This is a genomic window from Microbulbifer mixtoriginis (SeqCode), from assembly GCF_052467705.1.
Window position 1 is genome coordinate 159,671 of the sequence record NZ_CP174322.1, and the last position, 21,927, is coordinate 181,597.

Consider the following 21,927-nt stretch of genomic DNA (forward strand, 5'->3'; position numbering starts at 1 on the left):
ATTGTACCGCCAATTTACACAAGGGCATTGCTCTCTCGCAAAATTCACGACAATTCCTGCGCATCCATGTCCACCGCCCAGCGCAAGCGGCGATTCTTATTGCTCTCGGCCCAGGCACATACCCGGGCCAGCAGGGGTTGTAACTGGGCGCGATTTTGTGCGGTCACCTGAACATAAAAACGGTAGCGACCAGATTTGCGCTCAAGCAGCGCCGGCACCGGACCCAGATATTGCAACTGGGGTGAGGGCGGCACTAGGGATTGCATAAATAGGCGTGCATTATGCAGAAATTCCTCGGCCCAGGCGGGCTCCTCACACTCGGCTCGCACCAGTGCCATGGCGTGGGTCGGAGGCAGCTGTGCCACCGCACGATCGCGCAACAGCTGGCGCGCAAAAGTCCCGTAGCCTTTTTCCAATAACATTTGCAGCAGCGGATGCTCCGGGAAGCGGCTCTGAACCAGTACGCGGCCACTCAAGCTGCCGCGCCCGGCGCGCCCCGCCACCTGCTCCAGCAACTGGCCTGTGCGTTCGGGCGCGCGAAAATCGGCACTGAACAAGCCGCCATCGGCATCCTGGATCACCACCAAGGTCACCCTCGGTAGATGGTGCCCCTTGGCCAGCATCTGAGTGCCCAGTAACAGACAGGGTTCGCCATCGCGGGCCGGCGCCAGCAAGCGATCGAGAGCTTGCTTACTAGTGGTGGTATCCCGGTCAACGCGAATTACCGGGTAATCGGAAAAGCGCCGCGCCAGTAACTCTTCGCTGCGCTCGGTGCCGCCTCCCAGGGCAGAGATTGAGCGGCTGTGGCACTGCGGACAAGTATCCACCAGGGGGCGGCGATAATCGCAGTGGTGACAACGCAGCTGGCGCTGGCGTCGGTGCATGGTGAGTTTACTGGAACAATGCGGACAGTCGGCAATCCAGCCGCAATCATCACAGTTGAGTGCCGGTGCAAAGCCGCGCCGGTTAATAAACACCAGCACTTGCTCTCCGCGAGCCAGGGTCTCGCCGATATGGCGTAAAACCTGAGGCGAAAAACCCTCTTCCAGGGGCTCGCGTAGGGTCGGCACCACGTGGATCTGCGGCGGGCGCGCATCGCCGGCGCGCTGGCGCATGCGCAAATGTTGATAGCGACCATTAAGGGCGTTGTGCAAGGTTTCCAGGGAAGGCGTTGCAGAACCCAGCAGCACCGGCACATCACTGTTGCGCGCCAATACCACCGCCAGGTCACGGGCGGAATAGCGCACGCCATCCTGTTGCTTAAATGAAGCGTCGTGTTCCTCATCTACCAACACCACACCGAGTCTCGGCAGTGGCGTCATAATTGCCGAGCGGGTGCCAATAACGATATCCGCCTGGCCCTCAGAGGCGGCGAGCCACGATTGGGCGCGCTCGCCCTCGGCCAGCCCCGAGTGCAGGGCGGCGATACTGTGCTCGGGAAAGCGCGCGGCGATACGCCGCAAAGTCTGCGGAGTGAGACCGATTTCCGGTACCAACAACAAGGCTTGGCGCCCTTCGGCCAGAACCCGCTCCATTAACCGCAGGTAGACCTCGGTCTTGCCACTGCCAGTGGTGCCTTCTAACAAGGTGGCAGAAAAGCAACTGCAATCCACCGCTTCGAGCACTTGCTGCTGCTCACTGTTTAGCTGCGGTGGCGGAGTGGCCTCCGCTGCCGGAATGGGCGGCGGCACCGTAGGACCCGAGACCCACTCCACCAGTTGGCGCTCCTGCAAGGCGCGAATCACTGCCGGAGTATGCCCCTGGGTTTTCAGGTAGGTGCGGCTCTGCTGGCCGGCGCGCAGTAATTGTTGCAACAGGGCCTGCTGCTTGGGCGCCCGCGCCAGTGCAGATTCCGGTAGCCCCTTGCCCTCGGTAGTGAGTTGCAACCACTGCTCAGCCCAATGATCAGCCGGCTTGCCCTTGCGCAACGCGGCGGGCAGGGCGGCGGCGTAAACCTCTCCAACCGGGGCCTGGTAATAATCGGCGATCCAGTTGAGAAGTTTGCGCGCGCCACTGTCGAACAGGGCTTTGCTATCAATCAGTTCCTGCGCCGGTTTCAGCTGTGCCTGCGGCGACTCCGGCACTAACTCCACCAATACGGCTACCAATTTGCGCCCAGCAAAAGGTACCCACAAGCGCTGGCCGGGTTTCAATTCAGCGGGATTGAGGCCCTCCGGGGGCAGATAATCGAAGAGACGCCGCAGTGGCACTGGCACCGCCAACCGCAGGATAACTCCCTGTTGCACTGTCTTTGGTACCGTCTGCTGCACCCCGCCCCCAATAACCTTGGTAAAAGGCGCTAGTGTACTGGCTGTTACGACAAGGTACAGAGACTGCAAATTTTACTTGCCAACTCTAAAATTCAGAGTACTCTATAAATCAACTCTAATATTTAGAGTTCACTAAGTTAGCAAGGAAGACAGCCATGACCGATATGGAAAAACTCAAAGACAGCCTGGATTTTGTCAGCGATGCCGTGCGCAGCAACCAAATGGAGAACGGCATCCCATCACTCTATTTCTTGTGGGGACTACTAATTTTTATCGGATTCGCTTTGGCGGACCTGGCCCCGCAACTCACCGTGTATTACTTCCTGGTGGCGAGTACCGCCGGCGGACTGTTCAGCTGGTGGCTGGGCGAGCGAACAGCACGCCGCACTGGCATCAATAACAGTACCTTTGGTCGCAAGTATGGTTGGCACTGGCTGGTAACTGGGATCGGTTTCCTGTTGATATTGGCCACAATGATCGCCAAGCCCAACGCCGCTGGCCCGGAGCAATTTCTGCTTTTAGCCGGACTCTCCTATAGCCTCGCCGGTATCCACCTGATCCGCCCACTGCTCTATAGCGGTATATTAATGCTGGCCAGTTACCTGCTGATCATTTTGCTGACACCGCCCTACGCCTGGGTACTGAGCGGCCTGGCGATCGGCTGTGGACTTGTTTGGACCGGCCTGGTACAGCGGGCCAGGCAAACTAATGGAGCGGCGCAATGAAAGCCCTTGCGGACTTGGACCCGGTCCTCGAACACCGGGTACGCCTCGCGATTTGTGTGATGCTAGCGAAATACGAGGAAATCAGCTTCTCTCTCTTCAAGGAGCAGTTGCAGGTGACCGATGGCAACCTCGGCGCGCAGCTGCGCCGCTTGGAAGAGCAGGGCTATATTACTCTGCGCAAAGACTTTGTAGAGCGTAAACCCGTCACCTGGTATCGCCTCACTGAGAGCGGGCGAGAGGCGCTGAACAAGCACCTGCAGGCTCTGCAGCAACTTATCGCCGCCGCGGAATAACACCATTGCCCGGCCTTGTATTTGGGCTTGAACCCCGGCGCTAATCTGATAGTATGCGCCGACTTTTTAATCAGCCTGGAACCAATCCGGTTCCTGCTCCAACGACGATGCCGTGCCCGGCAACAGATCGGGTGGCGGTTTCGGAAAGAGGCAATCATGAAAGCAGATATCCATCCTAACTACACCGACATCACCGCTACTTGCTCCTGCGGCAATGTTGTTAAGACCCGCTCCACCCTGGGCAAAGATCTGCAGATCGACGTCTGCTCCCAGTGCCACCCCTTCTACACCGGCAAGCAGAAGCAGGCTACTACCGGTGGACGCGTGGACCGCTTCAAGAAGCGTTTCGGCAGCCGCATCGGCAAGTAATCCGGATAAAGAGGTACTTTGGTACTTCAGAAAGGGCGCCCTGGAATTTTCCACGGCGCCCTTTTTTGTGCTGCAAATTCAGCGCTCTGCTCAGATCCAGAGTGCTGGGGCGAAATCGATTTGTATCGCTTAATATATTCGTTATTAGCAGTAAATTTATCCTTTAAATTGAATATTAGACGGCTGATCATCCTGAATTTGGCCAAATGTTAAGGGCAAAATAGTAATAAGTAGCTGTTTCATTGCCTCTGTGAGCTTGTGACCGCAAGCACCCCTCGGTTATTCTCTGAAACCCGCAGTAACCGGGATGACGCCCCGAGTGTCGCCCCCCGTTTTCGAGAGAACAGCCCCCAAATGACGGATTCATTGCGCCAGGCAGCGCTCGATTACCACGCACTCCCCAGCCCCGGCAAACTTTCAGTCGAGCTGACCACCCCCGCTGAAACTCAGGAGGACCTGTCGCTGGCCTATAGTCCCGGTGTGGCGGAACCTGTGCGTGAAATTGCCAAGGACCCAGAGGCCGCCTATCGCTATACCGGCAAAGGCAACCTGGTGGCGGTCATTTCCAACGGCAGCGCCATCCTCGGCCTCGGTAACCTGGGCCCACTGGCCTCCAAGCCGGTGATGGAGGGCAAGTCACTACTGTTCAAGCGCTTCGCCGATATCAACTCGGTGGATATCGAAGTGGACGTCAACAGCCCGGAGCAGTTTATTCAGACAGTTGCCGCCATCGCCAATACCTTCGGCGGCATCAATCTCGAAGATATTAAAGCGCCTGAGTGCTTCCATATTGAAGAGGCACTGATTGAGCGCTGCCCAGTACCCGTATTCCACGACGACCAGCACGGCACTGCAATTGTGACCGTTGCCGGCATGCTAAATGCCCTGGAGATCCAGGGTAAGAAAATCAGCGACGTGCGCATGGTGTGCCTTGGAGCTGGTGCCGCCGCCACCGCTTGCTGCAAACTGCTGCTGGCCGCCGGCGCACGCAAAGATCAAATCACCATGCTCGACAGCCGTGGGGTAATTCACTCCGGCCGCACCGATATCAATGCTTATAAAGGTGAGTGGGCGCGGGATACCGATATGCGCACCCTCGATGACGCTATCACCGGTGCCGATGTATTCCTCGGAGTATCGGGCCCAGATCTGCTCTCCGCCGAACAGCTGCAGCGCATGGCGCCGAAGCCAGTGGTATTCGCCTGCTCAAATCCAAATCCGGAGATCAAACCAGAGCTGGCCCACAGCGTACGCGACGACCTGATCATGGCTACCGGGCGCTCGGATTACCCCAACCAGGTCAACAATGTACTCTGCTTTCCCTTTATATTTCGTGGCGCGCTGGATGTGCGTGCGGCGCGTATCAATGAAGAGATGAAGCTGGCCGCAATTGAAGCCATCCGTAAGATCGCCCACCTGCCGGTGCCAGACTCGGTGCGCGAGGGCTACGGCGGGGTGGAGCTGAGTTTTGGGCCCAGTTATATCCTGCCCAAACCCACGGATCCACGCCTGCTTCCGGAAGTTGCCGCCGCAGTAGCGCGCGCAGCGGTAGACAGCGGCTGTGCCCGCCTGCCTTACCCCGAAAACTACCCGCTGCAAACACTCTAGGGCCGGTTAATTCATCCCTAGAAGCCCGCCTTATCCTCTCGGGGCGGGCGTTTGCCGCTTTCACCCCCACAGACTTCTTGAGCCATAAAGCACCCGTCGCTAAACTGCCTTTCTGTCACAGCATCAAAGTTGCCCAACACAATGAGTCACGTGTATGTGCTGACAAACCAGCACCAGCAGTTCCTGAGCAAAAGCGGCGAATGGCTTGATGGCCGCGAGCCCAACAAACTGTTTCGCAGCGAGCATAAAGATGTCGCCATCAACCAGATGTTCGAGGCCAATACCCGTGATGTCGGCTTGCGTATCGAATTGCTGCAGTGTGCGCTGAACCCCAAGGCCCAGCCACTGATACCGGAAGAAGCTCTCGCTGAGCAATCTTCGGCGCCCGAGGATCCGGAGATCGAGCCCGGTGTACCAGAGGAGATCCCGGCTGCAGAGCCCACCGAGCTGGAACCACAGCCAGAGCCGGAAGTGGCTCCGGAACAGGCTCCTGAGATCGCGCCAGCACAAACCCCGGATGAGACGCCCGCACAACCCGGCGAGCACAAATCGGAATCGGAGTCTGCCGCCTGAGCGGAGATTCTTTTAGCACCGGCACAAGTAGCCCCAACGGCGACAACAAGAAAGAGTTCCGGTAGTACCAAGGAGATTCGAGTGCCTATTCCCCACCTGGCTGCCCTATCCCAGGCCAAACCCGTGCAACTGCTCAAGGGCATACGTCGCGGCCTGGAAAAAGAGAGTCTGCGGGTCGCCCACGACGGCACCCTGGCGCAAACGCCACACGCGCAGACACTGGGCTCCGCGCTGACCCACGAGAGCATCACCACCGATTTTTCTGAGGCGCTGCTGGAATTTATTACCCCTCCGGTGGCTACCCCGGAGGAAGCCCTGCGGATTCTCGACCGCATTCATCGCTTTACCTACAGCCAGATCGGAGACGAGCGCCTGTGGGTCAACAGCATGCCCTGTGTTATCGGCGCCGATAGCGATATCCCGGTAGCCCGCTACGGAGATTCCCACAGCGGCACTATGAAGACCATTTATCGGCTGGGACTCGGACTGCGCTACGGCCGCGCCATGCAGACCATCGCCGGTATCCACTACAACTTTTCTCTACCGGATGAATTCTGGCTGTGGCTACACGAGTTCGAGGGCAGCAGTGAAGCCCTGTGCGAATTCAAGACCCGCCGCTACTTCGACCTGATCCGTAATTTCCGCCGCAACTACTGGCTGCTGATCTACCTGTTTGGAGCCGCACCTGCGGTGTGTTCCTCTTTTGTCGAAGGACGCCAGCATAAGCTCGAAGCTTTTAACGGCGACGGTCACACCCTACACGCTCCCTTCGCCACCTCCCTGCGCATGGGCGACCTGGGCTACAACAGCGAAGTGCAGCAGTCTCTGGTGGTTTGCTACAACAACTTGCGCAGCTACCTGTCCACGCTCTGTTCAGCGATAAGCCGGCCTTATGGCCCCTACAACGAGCTCGGAGTCAAGGATAGCGATGGACAGTATCAGCAGCTTTCCGCCGGCGTGCTGCAAATCGAAAATGAATTCTATTCACCGATCAGGCCAAAAAATCCCGCCAAACGCGGCGAGACTGCCCTGGCGGCACTGGATAATCGCGGGGTCGAATATATCGAGGTGCGCTGCCTCGACCTGAACCCGTTTATGCCGCTGGGCATCGATGCGCAACAAATGCGCTTTATCGACAGCTTCCTGCTGCACTGCCTGCTGACAGAGAGCCCGGAGACCGATGAGGTCGATTACCGTTCGACCCAGGAAAACCAACAGCGTATCGTCTATCGCGGCCACGAGCCCGGCCTCAAGCTGCGCAGCAACGGAAGCGAACGGGAGCTCAGTGAGTGGGCTTCCCAGCTACTCGGGGAGGTGGATACTGTAGCCGAGTTGCTCGACAGCGCTTGGGGCGGCGACCAGTACCGCAGTGCCGTAGGAGTTCAGCGCGCCAAGGTCAAAGGGGAGATACCCACCCCAGCCCAGCAGATCCTGGCGGAAATGCAGGAGCAAAACCTGAACTTCTACCATTGGGCTATGCACAAAGCCGAGCAACATCGCCGCTACTTTCTCGAGCGCCCTCTCGACAGCGAGTCGGTGCGGGATTTCTCTCGTGAAGCCGAGGAGTCCCTGCTCAGACAAAAGCGCGTGGAAGCGGAAGACAAGGGCTCCTTCGAGGAATTCCTCAGCCACTACTACGCGCAATATATGTGTTGCCAGGGCTAGCCCTGGCAACACAGAGCACCGGCGCAGGGTCCGGATATCCGCCCATAGGGATTGAGCGCATGAACTATCTCGCCCACCTGCTGCTTTCTGGTCCCGACACCCGCTGGCGCCTGGGTGGGCTACTCGGAGATTTTGTGAAGGGTCCACTCAAAGGCGAGTTGCCGGAGGCCATTGAGGCCGGTATCAAACTGCACCGCCGCATTGATGCCAGCACCGACAGCAATGCCTCTTATCGTGAGGCCCTGGCGCAGTTGGACCCCAGCTGGCGCCGCTATGCCGGTATCGCACTGGATATCTGGTTCGACCATCTGTTGGCACAGCATTGGCAGGAGTGGCATCCACAGAGCCTGGAAGAATTTTGCGACCAGTGCTGGAGAGACTTTCGCAGCCACAGCCGGTATATTCCGCCGCAGGCACGGGCATTTATGGCCCGTGCCGAGCAAATTAAATTACTGCAGAGTTACCGCGAGGAACGCATCATCGGCCTCACCCTGGAGCGGGTAGGTCAGCGCCTGCGCCAACCGGTTGCGCTGCAGGAAATACTGCCTGAGCTCAGTAGCGGGCGGGCAAAACTGGAAAACAATTTCAATAAACTACTAACCGACTTGAATCTCGAAGCCCAGCGCTTTCGGCAGCACTATTCAGGATCCGATAAACCATGACCTTACCCAACCCACGCATTACCTTTCTGTTGGTATTTCTAATTGTCGTCTTTTTGCTCGGCTCCGCCTTTTATCTGGAGTACGCTCGGGGCCTGGAGCCCTGCAAGCTGTGTATTACCCAGCGAGTGATGTTACTTGGCATTGGACTGGTCTCTCTCATAGCCTTCCTGCACAATCCTGCAACGATCGGCCGGCGCGTTTATGGGTTGCTGGTTTCCATTTGGGCTCTGGGCGGCCTCTATTTTGCCGGGCGCCAGCTGTGGCTGCAGAGCCTGCCGGAGGGCCAGGTGCCCGCCTGCGGACCCAGTGTCAGCTACATGATGGAGGTCTTTCCTATGGCCGATGTACTTAAGGCACTGCTCACCGGCGACGGCAACTGCGCCGAGGTCCAATGGACCATGATGGGCCTCAGTATCCCCGGCTGGTCCGCTATTGGTTTTGCCGGACTGATCCTATTTGGCGGCTGGCAGGCATTTCGCAAAGCCTGAATCAACCGGACACTAAACCCCGGCTCAGCGGAGCCGCCCTTTGCCAATGACAGCACCATCCCCACGCGAACTAGCCCATTGGGTGCTCGGTATCGCAATCCTGTTTGGCTGCGAACGGCTCGGTAGCCTGATCGGAAAGGCGCTCACCCTACCGGTGCCCGGTGCTGTAGTGGGGATGTTGCTGCTACTGGTGGGCCTAATGGTCTACGGCAGCGTGCCCCGCGGCCTGGCAAAAGTCAGTGCACAGCTGCTCTTTTTACTGCCGCTGCTATTTTTACCCGCCGCCACTGGGGTCTTCTTTCTGCGCGATCTCTCCTTATCCGAATGGCTGGGCCTGCTCGCCGCAATTCTTTTTGGCACCCTGATCAGCCTTACGCTGTGTACTCTGTTGCTGCGCCGCCTACTCAGAAAAACCGATATAGTGCACAACAATGAACAGTGAGTTACTACATAGCCCGCTGTTTGCCCTGCCATTGAGCTGCGGTGCCTTCTGGTTTGGGGTACTGCTGTACCGACGCACGGGTACGGTACTGTTACACCCGATAATCACCGCAAGTCTGCTAGTTTTCGCAGCTCTTTATAGCCTGGATATTCCCTACCGCGACTACCAGGATGCCAGCGGTCTACTCTACGCCTTACTGGGTCCGGCCGTAGTCGCGCTGGCCGTACCGCTGAAACAAAACCTGACAGTGATTCGCCGCGCTGGCTGGCCCCTGCTGGTAACCATCACCGTCGGAGCCCTGTTGGCCCCAGCAATTGCTGTGGGGATCGCACTGTTACTCGGAGTGGGGAAGTCTGTACTACTCGCCCTTAGCGGAAAATCCATTACCACACCCATCGCACTTGCAATTGCCGAAAAAATTCACGCGAGCTTAAGCCTGACCGCAGCAATCGTGGTGCTCACCGGCGTAGTAGGAGCCCTGGCCGGACCACCGCTGGTGCGCCGCCTAGGTATTCGCGACGAGCGGATTCTCGGCGTGGTGCTCGGTATCAATGCCCACGCCGTGGGCACGGCGCGCGCACTGGAAATCAGTGCGCTGTGTGGCGCCTGTGCCGCCCTCGCTATGGGACTCTGTGGCGCCTTAAGCGCGCTATTGTTACCGCTAATTATCGCCCCCTGAGTTACCTGCCGACGCGAGCAGTGAAATTTACACAGCCGTCACAGCATTCTGACGTACTTTGCGCCTGACTCCTTGCTGCCGGCGGGGGAATCTCCTATCTTCCTAAGGGCCTTCGAGATCAGCAAAAAGCTAATAAGCTGCCACTGCAGCAACAGTAACAAAAGGACATCTTGGCGATGCTGGAAAATTGCAAGTCGGCGCGGGAGCGCTGGGGTGGTGTCAGCGAAATTATTGACCGCTGGCTTCAGTCACGACAAAACCTATTAGTGAGTTTCTACCACCTCTCCGAAAAAAAGGAATTCAGCGAGGATGACCCTGAAACCGAAGACCGTGTCCGTCAGCTGTGCCAGCTGCTGGTGGACTATGTGTCGGCCGGTCATTTTGAGGTCTATGAACAACTGATGCGTGAGGGGCAGGCCTTCGATGATAAACAAGGTCTGCAAAAAGCCTGTGAACTCTACGATGATATCGATAGAACTACAGATATCGCCGTTGATTTCAACGATAAATATCTGGAGACGGACGACCTTTCCAGCCTGGCACCGGATCTGTCCGAACTGGGAGAGGCGCTAGAAACCCGCTTTAGCTCCGAAGATAGAATGATCGCCCTGTTACACACCGCTCACAAAAATCGGATCGCCTAGCACAGCCACTTCGTGTTGCATGCAATTTTTCTTTGCCCAGGGACTCCTATTTTCTGCTCGCCTTCACTCGCCGGCTGACGACCAGTTAGCCGGAATATATCTGCGAATGCATTTAATCTTTAAATAAAACCAGGTAGCCAAGTGAAATAAATTCAAGCACAAAAAAAGGGCGCCTATTGGCGCCCTTTTTCAGTAAAGTTCGAAAAGTCAGATTATTCAGATGGAGCTTCTTCTTTCTTTTCTTCTTTTTTCTCGGAACCCTCATCACCAGCAACATTTGCTTTGTGCAGTTCCACTTCAAAAATCAGAGTGGCATTGGGGCCAATTTTACCGCCTGCACCACCGGGACCGTAAGCAAGCTCAGAGGGGATATAAAGTTCCCACTTGGAGCCTTCTTTCATCAGTTGCAGAGCTTCTGTCCAGCCCTTGATTACCCCGTTTACCGGAAACTGAACCGGCTCACCGCGCGCGTAAGAGCTGTCGAACTCCTCACCGTTAATCAGGGTGCCCTTGTAATCAACTTCAACGGTGCTGGTAGCGCTTGGCTTGCTGCCGCTACCTTCTTTAATCACTTTATACTGCAGGCCAGAATCAGTGGTGACTACACCATCTTTCTTCGCGTTCTCTTCGAGGAAAGTCTTGCCTTCCTGCATATTTTTGTCGGCGCTCTCTTTAAATTCTTTCTCCTGCTGAGCCAGCATTTCCTGCTGTTTCTTCTGCATCTGCTCCTGGAAAGCGGCAATGGTCTGCTGCTTTTCTTCATCGGACAAGCGATCCTCGCGGCCACTGGCAACGTCGTTCAGTGCCATCGCAACCACTTTGGGATCCAGCTGCACATCTTGAGCCTTGAGGCGCTTAGCCATGTCTTCGGCAATGATGTAGCTGACCTTCTTCTCCTGAGTGTCCAGGGCAACTTCTTTTTCCTGCTTCTGTCCCTGTTCGTTACAGCCGGTCAGCGCCAGGCCAAGGGCAATTGCTGCAGCCAAAGGGTATTTATTCATGGGTGTTGTCTCTTTGTCCGTATTGCGTTTATAGATTCGCGCTTGACCTTGGTCCAACGCCAACAGCGGTATTTCAAGCAACTCTGTTCAGGCCCTAAGCCACCAGGCGCACAGTTTCCGCCAGTGCGCCCAAGTCTAACCCAAGGCGACTCCCAGTGCATACTGATGACGCGCACACTGTGCAGGACACCACATTCCCCTTGCTGGTTCCAGCCGCTTCACAAAAAATCTGCAGACAACGCTTTTTTCGCAGTACACGGCATACATTTTTTTTAAAAACAGCGCTATTATCGGCCAGTAACCGGTTATTGTTCTGGACTGTTTGAAGTGCTTTTCAGTTTGGGGCAGTGCGCGGTGCGCATATCTCTTGCTAGAGCGGTATCCATCGTATTTAAAGGAAGAAGAGCGCACTATCCGGAAGTGCCAATCGATAATAAACGTCAGGACATTTACTCATGGCTGCCAAACCAAAAGCTGTCAATCCGGTTGCAGAGCTGGAAGCACAAATTTCCAAACTCGCCGCAAAACTGGACAAAGCCCGCAATAAGAAAATCACCGATGCCGGCAAAGCGGTACTTAAGGCCGGAAAAAACCTGACCTCAGCAAAAGACAAGCTGAGTAAGGCAAAGGACAAACTGGGTGAAGCCCGCGCTAAGGCGAAAACCACCAAGACGCCCGCAGCTCTAAAGCGTGTGGAAACCGCTAAAAGCAATGTAGAGAAATTTAACGAGGTATTTCAACAGGCTAAGCAAGCTGCTGCCGACGCCAAGTATCTGCAAGCCAGAGCCAAGGCAGAGCTCAAAGCGGCGGAAACCGTACGCAAAGTCGCAGCCAAAACGGAAAAAGAGCTGCTTAAGACTCAGCCTAAGGCGAAAAAACCCACCGCCACTAAGCAAGCCACCAGTAAAACCTCTGCTAAGTCTGTAAAAGCTGGCACGGCAAAATCTACGAGAAAGACGGTAGCAGCACAGGCCAGCGAAAAGAAAGCTGCTGCGAAAAAGACGAGTACTGCTAAACCGTCTAAGAAGGCAGCAGTTAGTAGCACAAAGAAAACCGCTACCAAGCCGGCAAAAACTACCACCGCGAGCAAGCAAAAAGTAGCAAAACCCGCCAGCAAGAAAGCTACCCAAACTAAAGCCGCAACAGCGACAAAAACTTCTGAAGTTGCTAAACCTGAGCAGGTAAAGGCCAAAGAAGGAAAGCCGCAACAGGAAAAACCCAAGCAAGCCGCACCCAGTGAAAGCAAAATTCAGGAAAAACCCACTGAAGAAGCAAAGAACCTGGCATCTGATGAGCAGCAAAAACCACTGGAGCAAACTCCACCAGCACCATCGATTACGCCAACTACACCGGCCAATAGCCTGTTTTCCACAGAGGGTCACCGTGGCGAATAGGCGCTCCTAATACTTTGTAAACAGATTGGCACCCGGCCGGTTCTATTAGGGTGGGTGCCAAGTAGCCAGTCCATTACGGTGTAATTTATTGGAAGTACGGGATTGGTAGTAGGTAGAAACCTTCCAATTTTATTGGCAGCACACTGTGTTTGCTAAAGCCGCTGCCTGAAAAATTCAGACGGCATCCAGATTTTCGACCGAAGCCATAAAACTCTCAATCAGACCCGCCCAGTGAACCTGATCTTTTTGTAAAAGCCCATATTGCTGCCCCGCAAGCTGTAGCGCAGGCTTATCTCCCGGCCATGCCTCCAGGCAAATTTTCCAAAGTGCCGCCAGCTGCAAGCGTTCCAAGTTCAATTCATAACGCTTACACATTTCGTACACGCGCACTGTATGAGGGCGAAAGCGCCCCAGTAAGCGACGCAGGTGGCGTACACTGATAATCATTCTACGACGCGGTGCCAAACCGCGATCAGCCACACGCCACCCCTCCTCACTCAACTGGTGTCCACAAACCGCTGCATAGCTAGCCCAAAGCATTAAACACACGTCGGCCCCCTTCGTGTCCTGGCAGTCGAGCAAGAAGTCTTCAACCCCTTGATGACGATAGAAGTCCAGACTGAACTGCCACAGTGGGTTTTCCTTGGAAGAGGATGGAGGTGTGCTATCTGTCACGTTAAAATCCAGGCCCTTTGCGGTTCGGCGCGCTCAAGCGGCGGCGAATACGTACAAATACGTCGAATAGCCTAGCATTCATCGGCCTGTTCATAAGAGGTTTTTTCCAGTGATTAATTTGCAAGGTGTCTCCCTGCATCGAGGCGAGCGCGACCTGCTAAACGGTGCAGACTGCCGTATATTCCCCGGCCACAAGGTGGGAATTATCGGCGCGAATGGCTGTGGTAAGTCAACACTGTTTAAGTTGCTACTGGGTCAACTGGAAAGCGACGCTGGACAGGTGGATATCCCCGGCGGCTGGCGAATTGCCCATATGGCCCAGGAAGTGGAGGCTAGCGATCAGTCGGCCCTCGACTATGTACTCGACGGCGATCGGGAACTGCGCAACCTGCAAGACCAGCTCAAAAAGGCTGAAGCCAGCGGGGAATCCGATGGCCACAAACTGGCCGAGCTGCACGAGCGTATGGCCAGCATCGACGGCTATAGCGGGCCCGCGCGTGCCGCACAGTTACTCGACGGCCTGGGTTTTGCGCACGCGGAACAACAGCGTCCGGTGCGCAGCTTTTCCGGTGGCTGGCGCATTCGCCTCAATTTGGCTAGAGCATTGATGTGCCCCGCGGATTTGATGCTGCTGGACGAACCCACCAACCACCTGGATCTAGACGCGACCCTCTGGCTGGAACAGTGGCTACAGCGTTTCCCCGGCACCCTGTTAATTATTTCCCATGATCGCGATTTCCTCGATGCAGTGGTTGATGGCATTGTCAGTTTTGAACAGCAAAAGCTCGTGCTTTATAGCGGCAACTACAGCGCCTTCGAACGCACACGCGCCGAGCGCTTAGCCCAGCAACAAATACAATATGAAAAACAGCAATCCGAACGCGCCCACATGGAAGACTTTGTGCGGCGCTTTCGCGCCAAAGCCAGCAAGGCCAAACAGGCGCAAAGTCGTTTAAAGGCATTGGACCGCATGGCACAAATCGCCCCAGCCCATGTGGACTCACCCTTTCACTTCACCCTGCCATCTGCGGATAAAACTTCCAATCCGCTGATCGACCTGCGCGAAACTGATATCGGCTATGCCGACAAAGTGGTCGTGAGGAAAGTACAACTGGGTATTCAGTCCGGCCGCCGTATCGGCCTACTCGGTCCCAATGGCGCGGGTAAGTCATCGCTAATTAAAACTCTTGCCGGCGAGCTTGCCCCCAAGAGCGGTGAGCGCCAGTGTGGCGAACATCTGGCTATTGGCTATTTTGCCCAACACCAGCTCGAAGCTCTGGATGGCAAGGCCTCTCCTTTATTACACCTGCAACGACTGAGTCCAGAGGCCAGTGAGCAGTCTCTGCGCGACTTCCTCGGCGGATACGGCTTTATTGGCGACCGGGTCTTTGAAACCGTAGCCGGCTTCTCTGGTGGAGAGAAGGCCCGCCTGGCATTGGCGATCCTCGCCTGGCAAAAACCCAACCTACTACTGCTCGATGAGCCCACCAACCACCTAGACCTGGAAATGCGCCATGCTCTTACCATGGCCCTGGCCGAGTTCCCCGGTGCGGTTATTTTGGTATCCCATGATCGCCATCTACTTGCCAATACCGCCGATGAATTTATTCTGGTCGCAAATGGTCGTGCGGAACCCTATAGCGGTGACCTCGAGGACTACAAACAGTGGCTACTGGGTTTTAACCGGGAAAAGCGACGTGAGGAAAAATCAGTAGAAAGCGGTGATAATCAGGAAAAACCTGCAGAAGATAAAAAGGCCCAACGCCGTGCCGCTGCCGCCTTGCGAGAACAACTAAAACCCTTGACCAATAAATTAAAAAATATTGAGCGGCAAATGGCCGCAACAGAGGAAAAATTTCAAAAAGTTCAAGGCAAGTTGGCCGATGAGCAACTCTACATGGGAGGCCAGCAAGATGAAATTGCACGTCTCAATAAAGAGCAAACCGAATATCGCGAAGCTCTCGACCTTCTGGAAATGGAATGGCTGGAAATTTCCGAGCAGCTTGAACAATTGCGCGGGGAGTAACTAGACCGTTTGCCTATCAAAATAGCTCCTGGAGGGCATCATCACCGCCCTCCAGGAGCTACCCCGGAAGCCTTTAAAAACGCATTAGCTATCTGCGAATACAGCCATATTCATCCACGGCGGTGCCGACTGGTGTATTCGGGCACTGATCGATATAGGCCGGCACCCCATCAAAGTCGATATCCATGGGGCAGCCATCGGGGCCAACATCCACACCTACCGGGGTCTGTGGGCACTGATCGGTTGCATCGATAATCCCGTCCGCATCCTCGTCGTACCAAAAGTCCGGGTACTCGATCCACTGGTAGCCAATCGCAACGCTGGCAAAACCATCCAACCCACCGTGATCCACCCCCTGAAAAAGTCGCACATCCGCACGGGCCTGCCAGCGGGGACCGAGGCTGTATTTTATCCCCAGACCGAGATTGACCATGGTTTGGCGATCATGCCAGTTGCACAGATATCTCCGGTAGGGGTGCCAGTCAGGATATTTATAACCGTGTTTATACCGATATTTACAGTCGTAACGTTCTATCCCATCCTCGTCCGTGTAATATCTCCTGTAACGTTTTTTCGGCGCTTTATCATAATTAATGCGCATCTCGCCAACGCCAAAAGCCACATATGGCTGCCAACAAAAATCACCACAGAATTGCCCACCAAATTGGTAGAGGAGGTCCAGGTGGTAATTGTAAATCTCGAGTTTTTCGGGAAAATCATCCACTCCAACAATAAAGTAATCGACCACCCCCTCCATCGCCCAGTAATTGGTCATATTAAATCCCAGGCCACCACCACCACCGGTGGTATCCTGCAAAGTCAATCCGTGAAAAGGGGTTCCGTTTAAACGGTCACTGTTAAACCAGTATTTACCGCCATTGGCATAGAGATTGAGGGTACCGACAAAATCGGCCGAAACATTGCTGACAGAAAAAAGCAACACAGCACCGCAGAGAATTGAAATGGAAGTATGGCATTTACCCATTACTGACACCGAAATCTTTTTAAAACTATCCCCCTTTCAATTTTTATTAATTTGATTAACTACTTTAAATTCAAATTAATTCGATTATCTTTGTGTTATTTGTTCTGCATTTTTAATAAAACTACTATTTAATGCCGCGCCCAATATGAAAATCATAGACGGGAAATAAAAAATATACTTATAAACAGCGGAGAGTTAACCGATGCTGGCGCCAAACATAGATAACTACGTAAGAAACCTGGTTCGCCCAGAGTTGATTCAAACTTCGTGCCGCCCACCAAAAACTATTCGAGAATACGCCACCGATTTTCAACAGAATTCTCGCTGCAGTTGGAAGTACAGCCGCAGTAAAGATGGACTAACCCGAATTGATCAGTTAGTGACTCAGGCTGCACTGATCCAGACTCTGGATTACACCCGCATATCCAACACATCCCAAAGCCTTATAGAGGCAATGTATACCTGGTTGACCGGCTTCAATCCCTCTAACCCGGTACAACAGCTCACCTCGGATGGAATACAGCGACGTCAAAACGCCATTACCACATTGCTGGGCGGCGCCTATTGCTGGTATCGCCAGGCCAGTGAAGCCGCATTGTCAGAACCTTTGGCTCTGGGCAATATTCAGAACCACAATGACATCCCTTTCAATCTGTATCGTTATCGTTTTAGCCGCTCGGGTTTTAACCTGCATATGACACCGGGGCGCCTGTACCGGGGGGATACCCGACCGCCGCAAATGCTGTGGCAGTCAGGGGGTTTTTTTCCAAAAATGGATAACAACAACCGCCACGACCCCCATCTCGGTAGCGGCGCTTCCTGCCAGGTGATATCCAGCACTGACGATCCCAACGTGGTAGCACGCTTTGCCTGGCACAACAAAACTTACTGCCCGGTGCGTTACTACTACCTGCACCAAACCGACAGGGTGGATAAAGCCATCGCCGGATTTGTCTATGAGTTCGACAAAACTGGACATGAATGCGTTGAGGTCGCCAACGTCACCCCCGGTCGTGAGGTAGCCTTCCTGGCAATACCCAACCAATATATTCGCCGCTTCCGCATGCGCTACTATGCCGGTAGCCAAAACAATATCGTGTTATCGGATTGGATGTACTACAACGAAAACTCGGTAAGAAATATTCGTATCACCGCAGACAAACAGCGCTGGGAATCTTTCAAGAAGAACTGGCAGCTGTACGTTTAAAGAAAGGGTGGGGTACTGCCGCAGGTGGGGGAGAACGCCGACTTACAGTCGGCGCTTATTGCTAAAACTCTCCAAGTGGCAAATTGGATGTTATTCGACCTCCGGTGCCGGTTTGGAAGGCTTTTCAACAGTCTCTTCGCTCGGCGCTAGGGCAGGAGCTTCTCCGGGCAGGCGGCGGTACACCAGGTCCCAGACACCGTGCCCAAGACGCTGGCCGCGGCGCTCAAACTTGGTTTCCGGGCGCCACTCTGGACGCCCGACATAGTCATCATTGGAGGAGGTATTTTCCAGCAGCGACTCCGCTTGCAACACTTCCAGCATATGCTCGGCATAATTCTGCCAGTCCGTAGCCATATGCATAACACCGCCGGTTTTCAGCTTGCTGCAAATCAGGCGCACAAACTGCGGCTGCACGATGCGGCGCTTATGGTGCTTCTTCTTATGCCAGGGATCGGGAAAATACAATTGGAACCTGTCCAGAATGCCATCCCCAATGCAGTCATTCAAAACATCCACCGCATCGGCCATATAAATTTTGAGATTATCAATCCCGGCTTTACCAGCATTGTTAATCAGCCGACCCACACCGGGAGGATGCACCTCAATACCAATAAAATTCTTATCCGGTTCGGCCTGGGCCATGGCAAGCAGTGAGTCGCCCATACCAAAACCGATCTCCAACACAAGCGGAGCCTCACGGCCAAATGCCTCAACTGGATTCAGAGGGCCATCGAAGAGCGACAGACCATATTTTCCCCAGTAAGTATCAAAGGCGCGGCGCTGCCCCTCAGTCATCCGCCCCGCACGAATCACGTAGCTGCGGATAGATTTTTTCTTGTACTCGGTGCGGTAGGGAAACTCTTCCGCGGATTCGTCTTGCATTGTTCGCGACCTCTTATGCGAAACGGTTTTCTCTTATTCGGGTTTTGATAGGCGACAGCCCGGCTATTTGGGGGTATTCACGGCGGCAATAAACAGTGTCACCCAGCCGGCGATCATCAATAACCCACCAATCGGTGTAATCGGCCCCAGCCAACGCGGCCCACCCAGGGTAAGGGCGTAGAGACTACCGGAAAAAAACACCAAGCCAAATACAAAGAAAGCGCCGCTCAGAGTGAGTGACAGACGTTCTCCCCAATTCTGTATCAGCAGCGCCACAGCCAATAGCGCCAGGGCGTGGATCATCTGGTACTGCACACCGGTCTTGTAGGCTTCCAATAGCGGCTCGGCGACCTTGCCACGCAGGCCGTGTGCGCCAAAGGCACCGAGAGCAACGCCACTGGCGCCAAATAATGCGGCGAGTAGAAGGTAAACTTTAGCCATGGCTTATCCCATTTTTTTGCGCCCGACGAAGCGGGTCCATGCATCGCAGAAATAAAAAAACCGCGCTGTTGCGCGGTTTTTTCCGAACTGCCAAAGTGCGCTATCAGGCCTCCATAGCCGCACGCACTTTTTTCATGGCGTTCTTCTCCAGCTGACGGATACGTTCGGCGGAGACTCCGTATTTATCTGCCAACTCGTGCAGAGTGGATTTCTCCTCGCTCAGCCAGCGTGCCTGGATAATATCGCGGCTGCGCTCGTCGAGCTGCTCCATAGCATTGGCCAGACTGTTGAAGCTGGTTTCCTGCCAGTTATCCCGCTCCAACTGAGCTGCCGGATCATAACTGCGGTCTTCCAGGTAGTGTGCCGGCGCTTGCCAGGCGGTGTCGTCATCGTCGTCCACCCCCGCATCAAATGCGGCATCATGAGCGGCAAGGCGGCCCTCCATCTCATGGACCTGGGCGACATCTACATTCAAATCTTTAGCCACCGCCTTGGCTTCATCGTTGCTCAGCCAGGCCAGTTTCTTCTTCTGACCACGCAGGTTGAAGAACAACTTGCGCTGTGCCTTGGTGGTAGCGATCTTCACGATGCGCCAGTTGCGCAGGATAAATTCGTGAATTTCCGCTTTGATCCAGTGCACCGCAAAGGAGACCAAACGCACCCCTTTCTCGGGGTTAAAGCGTTTAACCGCCTTCATCAGACCAACATTGCCTTCCTGCACCAGATCCGACTGGTTGAGTCCATAGCCAGAATAAGACTTGGCAATATGTACGACAAAGCGCAGGTGGGACATGACCAGTTGGCGGGCCGCGTTAATATCTTCGCGATAATAGAGGTCTTCTGCCAGGCGCTTTTCTTCCTCCGCGGACAGCACATCGAAGCTGCTGACGGTCTGGATGTAAGCTCCCAGGTTGGCGCCCGGAGACAGCGTATGCACTGGCTGTAGGCTGGTTCCCATTCAGGTTTCTCCTCTCATTATTAGTCGGCCGATTCCAGCGGCCGCTGTCGTCGGACACTTTATCCGGCAACAGGCTGGACTCAGTGTAGCACTTGCACGAGCGGTTAAGAAAGTCCGCCGCCAACTGCCGTATTCCCTTGTATTGCAGCCGTTTAGAGGGACCAAATCCCACCTAGGTTCCCCAATTCGCTACAGCTTTACGCTTCTTGGCTAAACCAAGGCGTGTAAACACTCGTCTCAGCTGGGTTCGATCTCGCGCAAGTGACGGCCCGCCGCCAGCCAGGCCCCCAGCAGCCCAAGCAAAGCAGCGCCACCGATAAGGCCAACAAAATAGCTGAAACCGGGCCCCACTAGGCTGTAATTACTGCCGTAGCTAGAGGAGAGGCCTGAGATCGGCCCGGACAATAGCAACACCGCCCCCAGTAACAGAGCCCATGCCAGCAGTCCGCCAAAAGCCCCATAACAGAGACCACTGTAGAGGAAAGGTCTGCGCACAAAAGCGTTTGTGCCACCCACAAGCTTTACCACCAGGATTTCCTCTCGGCGGCTCTCAATGTGCAGGCGAATCGTATTGACCACCACCAGGATAACCCCCAGCGCCAACAGCAGCGCGAGCCCTGCGGACATCCGTTGCCCCAGCTCCGTCAGCTGGGTTAGGCGCTGCACCCAGGCCAGATCGAGCACCACCGAGTCACTCAGGGCGTGCTCCTGTAGGTTATCCACAATGCGCTGCAATTTTTCGCTGTTATGGGTATCTCGCGGGCGCAGCAGCAATACTGCCGGCAGAGGGTTGGCATCGAGCCCCACCAGGAGGTCGCCGAGCCCGGAAGCCTGCTCGAATTCAGCCAGCGCCGCTTCCGGAGAAATATAAGTCACCTCTGCGATGGCCGGGTCTCTGCGCAGTTTGGCGGCGAAGGAGTCTACTGCCGTTTTCTGCGCTCTCTTATTGAGAAATACTGAAATCTGCGGCTGGCCATCCCAGCCGGCCACAGCGCGCTGAAAATTTGCCAACCCAAGTTGCAAAGCGGCGGGCAGAGCCAGGGCGATAGCGATTACCAGGGCGGTCATAGCACTAGCCATGGGCGTAGCGAAAAAACGACGCAGGGATTCCCGCGCTACCTGGCGATGGTGGTCGAGCCAGGACTGCCAGCGATCCGAAATACCGGTGCGAGCAGCCACCGCGCCACTGCTACGCGGGCGCTTTTCAATGCCACTGCTCGCCGGGCGCTGGGCTCTAGACTGGGTGTGCTTCACGGCTCGGGACTCCGTCGTAGATCAACTGACCGGCTTGCAGGGTCAATACCCGCCGGCGCATGCGCGCTATCAATTCCAGGTCGTGGCTTGCCACCAGTACAGTGACGCCCACAGCATTAAAGTCGGAAAACAGTTGCATGATCTCCTGTGACAGCTGGGGGTCCAGATTACCTGTAGGCTCATCCGCTACCAGGATCGCCGGCTTGTTCACTACTGCACGGGCGATACCCACCCGCTGCTGCTCCCCTCCAGACAGGGTAATGGGATTGTGTTTCTCCTTGTCCAGGAGGCCTACCTTGTCTAGAGCGGCACGCACCCGGCGGCCCACTTCGCGTTTGCTGCAGCCGGCCACTGCCAGTGGCAGAGCGATATTGTCGAACACACTGCGATCAAACAGCAGCTGGTGGTTTTGAAAAACGATACCCAGGTTGCGGCGGTAATAGGGGATCTGACTATTGCGCAGGCGGTTGAGATTCTGCCCAGCAACCAAAATCGAGCCTTTAGTGGGGCGCTCGATGGCGGTCAACAGCCGCAAAAGTGTGCTCTTACCCGCACCTGAATGGCCGGTGAGAAACACCATATCCCCGCGGGGGACTTCCAAGCTGATACGCACCAGGGCGTCCTGCCCCGATGCATAGCGCTTATTCACATTGTCAAAGGTGATCACGATTTTGTTCTTGTTATTC

23 protein-coding genes are annotated in these 21,927 nt (G+C 55.2%); 14 read left to right on the forward strand and 9 right to left on the reverse strand.

Going from position 1 to position 21,927, the window contains the following annotated elements:
* Window positions 1-44 precede the first annotated feature (44 nt).
* On the reverse strand, window positions 45-2,270 hold the full coding sequence (locus ACJJIB_RS00775; RefSeq protein ID WP_444887557.1) for a primosomal protein N': 2,226 nt from the start codon (window positions 2,268-2,270) through the stop codon (window positions 45-47).
* A gap of 155 nt (window positions 2,271-2,425) precedes the next feature.
* Here ACJJIB_RS00775 and ACJJIB_RS00780 point away from each other — a divergent pair, with 155 nt between their 5' ends.
* From ACJJIB_RS00780 to rsd, 11 genes are all read left to right on the forward strand, one after another.
* A complete protein-coding gene (locus tag ACJJIB_RS00780) occupies window positions 2,426-2,995 on the forward strand; it encodes a hypothetical protein (protein WP_444887558.1) in 570 nt (189 codons plus the stop codon).
* Window positions 2,992-3,288, forward strand: a complete 297-nt coding sequence (locus ACJJIB_RS00785; protein WP_444887559.1) for a winged helix-turn-helix domain-containing protein — start codon at window positions 2,992-2,994, stop codon at window positions 3,286-3,288. The genes ACJJIB_RS00780 and ACJJIB_RS00785 overlap by 4 nt, the downstream gene beginning before the upstream one ends.
* Window positions 3,289-3,444: 156 nt before the next feature.
* On the forward strand, window positions 3,445-3,657 hold the full coding sequence (gene rpmE, locus ACJJIB_RS00790; protein WP_083922744.1) for a 50S ribosomal protein L31: 213 nt from the start codon (window positions 3,445-3,447) through the stop codon (window positions 3,655-3,657).
* Between the two features lie 354 nt (window positions 3,658-4,011).
* The gene (locus ACJJIB_RS00795; protein WP_444887560.1) at window positions 4,012-5,265 is read left to right on the forward strand and encodes a malic enzyme-like NAD(P)-binding protein; all 1,254 of its coding nucleotides are present in this window, start codon (window positions 4,012-4,014) and stop codon (window positions 5,263-5,265) included.
* A gap of 141 nt (window positions 5,266-5,406) precedes the next feature.
* The gene (locus tag ACJJIB_RS00800; RefSeq protein ID WP_444887561.1) at window positions 5,407-5,838 is read left to right on the forward strand and encodes a hypothetical protein; all 432 of its coding nucleotides are present in this window, start codon (window positions 5,407-5,409) and stop codon (window positions 5,836-5,838) included.
* Window positions 5,839-5,919: 81 nt separating this feature from the next.
* On the forward strand, window positions 5,920-7,503 hold the full coding sequence (gene gshA / locus ACJJIB_RS00805; RefSeq protein WP_444887562.1) for a glutamate--cysteine ligase: 1,584 nt from the start codon (window positions 5,920-5,922) through the stop codon (window positions 7,501-7,503).
* A 59-nt stretch (window positions 7,504-7,562) separates the two neighbouring features.
* The gene (locus tag ACJJIB_RS00810) at window positions 7,563-8,165 is read left to right on the forward strand and encodes an acyl carrier protein phosphodiesterase (RefSeq protein WP_444887563.1); all 603 of its coding nucleotides are present in this window, start codon (window positions 7,563-7,565) and stop codon (window positions 8,163-8,165) included.
* Window positions 8,162-8,653 carry a disulfide bond formation protein B gene (locus tag ACJJIB_RS00815; protein ID WP_252083854.1) on the forward strand — a complete coding sequence of 164 codons (492 nt, stop codon included), beginning with the start codon at window positions 8,162-8,164 and terminating at the stop codon, window positions 8,651-8,653. The genes ACJJIB_RS00810 and ACJJIB_RS00815 overlap by 4 nt, the downstream gene beginning before the upstream one ends.
* Window positions 8,654-8,699: 46 nt before the next feature.
* Window positions 8,700-9,095, forward strand: a complete 396-nt coding sequence (locus ACJJIB_RS00820; protein ID WP_444887564.1) for a CidA/LrgA family protein — start codon at window positions 8,700-8,702, stop codon at window positions 9,093-9,095.
* A complete protein-coding gene (locus ACJJIB_RS00825; protein ID WP_444887565.1) occupies window positions 9,085-9,774 on the forward strand; it encodes an LrgB family protein in 690 nt (229 codons plus the stop codon). Before ACJJIB_RS00820 ends, ACJJIB_RS00825 begins: the two co-directional genes overlap by 11 nt.
* A gap of 176 nt (window positions 9,775-9,950) precedes the next feature.
* Window positions 9,951-10,418, forward strand: coding sequence for a sigma D regulator (gene rsd, locus ACJJIB_RS00830; RefSeq protein ID WP_252083857.1), 468 nt, complete (start codon window positions 9,951-9,953; stop codon window positions 10,416-10,418).
* 212 nt (window positions 10,419-10,630) lie between these two features.
* Here the strand turns inward: rsd and bamJ are convergent, their stop codons facing one another.
* Complete coding sequence (gene bamJ / locus ACJJIB_RS00835; protein WP_252083858.1) at window positions 10,631-11,419, reverse strand: FKBP-type peptidyl-prolyl cis-trans isomerase; 789 nt, start codon at window positions 11,417-11,419, stop codon at window positions 10,631-10,633.
* Between the two features lie 455 nt (window positions 11,420-11,874).
* Here bamJ and ACJJIB_RS00840 point away from each other — a divergent pair, with 455 nt between their 5' ends.
* The gene (locus ACJJIB_RS00840) at window positions 11,875-12,813 is read left to right on the forward strand and encodes a hypothetical protein (protein WP_444887566.1); all 939 of its coding nucleotides are present in this window, start codon (window positions 11,875-11,877) and stop codon (window positions 12,811-12,813) included.
* Between the two features lie 174 nt (window positions 12,814-12,987).
* Here ACJJIB_RS00840 and ACJJIB_RS00845 read toward each other — a convergent pair whose 3' ends face one another.
* A complete protein-coding gene (locus tag ACJJIB_RS00845; protein ID WP_252083860.1) occupies window positions 12,988-13,488 on the reverse strand; it encodes a TIGR02444 family protein in 501 nt (166 codons plus the stop codon).
* A 109-nt stretch (window positions 13,489-13,597) separates the two neighbouring features.
* Here ACJJIB_RS00845 and ACJJIB_RS00850 point away from each other — a divergent pair, with 109 nt between their 5' ends.
* The gene (locus tag ACJJIB_RS00850) at window positions 13,598-15,514 is read left to right on the forward strand and encodes an ATP-binding cassette domain-containing protein (protein ID WP_444887567.1); all 1,917 of its coding nucleotides are present in this window, start codon (window positions 13,598-13,600) and stop codon (window positions 15,512-15,514) included.
* Window positions 15,515-15,602: 88 nt separating this feature from the next.
* On the opposite strand, the gene ACJJIB_RS00855 is transcribed toward ACJJIB_RS00850, so the two are convergent.
* A complete protein-coding gene (locus tag ACJJIB_RS00855) occupies window positions 15,603-16,499 on the reverse strand; it encodes an outer membrane beta-barrel protein (protein WP_252083862.1) in 897 nt (298 codons plus the stop codon).
* Between the two features lie 202 nt (window positions 16,500-16,701).
* Between ACJJIB_RS00855 and ACJJIB_RS00860 the strand changes: the two genes are divergently transcribed.
* Window positions 16,702-17,706 (forward strand): hypothetical protein, encoded by a 1,005-nt coding sequence (locus ACJJIB_RS00860; RefSeq protein ID WP_252083863.1) that lies wholly within the window; start codon window positions 16,702-16,704, stop codon window positions 17,704-17,706.
* A gap of 90 nt (window positions 17,707-17,796) precedes the next feature.
* On the opposite strand, the gene trmB is transcribed toward ACJJIB_RS00860, so the two are convergent.
* From trmB to ftsE, 5 genes are all read right to left on the reverse strand, one after another.
* On the reverse strand, window positions 17,797-18,588 hold the full coding sequence (trmB, locus tag ACJJIB_RS00865; protein WP_444887568.1) for a tRNA (guanosine(46)-N7)-methyltransferase TrmB: 792 nt from the start codon (window positions 18,586-18,588) through the stop codon (window positions 17,797-17,799).
* Between the two features lie 63 nt (window positions 18,589-18,651).
* On the reverse strand, window positions 18,652-19,029 hold the full coding sequence (locus ACJJIB_RS00870) for a DUF423 domain-containing protein (protein ID WP_444887569.1): 378 nt from the start codon (window positions 19,027-19,029) through the stop codon (window positions 18,652-18,654).
* A gap of 103 nt (window positions 19,030-19,132) precedes the next feature.
* Window positions 19,133-19,987 carry an RNA polymerase sigma factor RpoH gene (gene rpoH / locus ACJJIB_RS00875; RefSeq protein ID WP_252083866.1) on the reverse strand — a complete coding sequence of 285 codons (855 nt, stop codon included), beginning with the start codon at window positions 19,985-19,987 and terminating at the stop codon, window positions 19,133-19,135.
* Window positions 19,988-20,224: 237 nt separating this feature from the next.
* Window positions 20,225-21,241, reverse strand: coding sequence for a permease-like cell division protein FtsX (gene ftsX, locus ACJJIB_RS00880; protein WP_444887570.1), 1,017 nt, complete (start codon window positions 21,239-21,241; stop codon window positions 20,225-20,227).
* Window positions 21,222-21,908, reverse strand: coding sequence for a cell division ATP-binding protein FtsE (gene ftsE, locus ACJJIB_RS00885; protein ID WP_252083868.1), 687 nt, complete (start codon window positions 21,906-21,908; stop codon window positions 21,222-21,224). Before ftsE ends, ftsX begins: the two co-directional genes overlap by 20 nt.
* Window positions 21,909-21,927 lie beyond the last annotated feature (19 nt).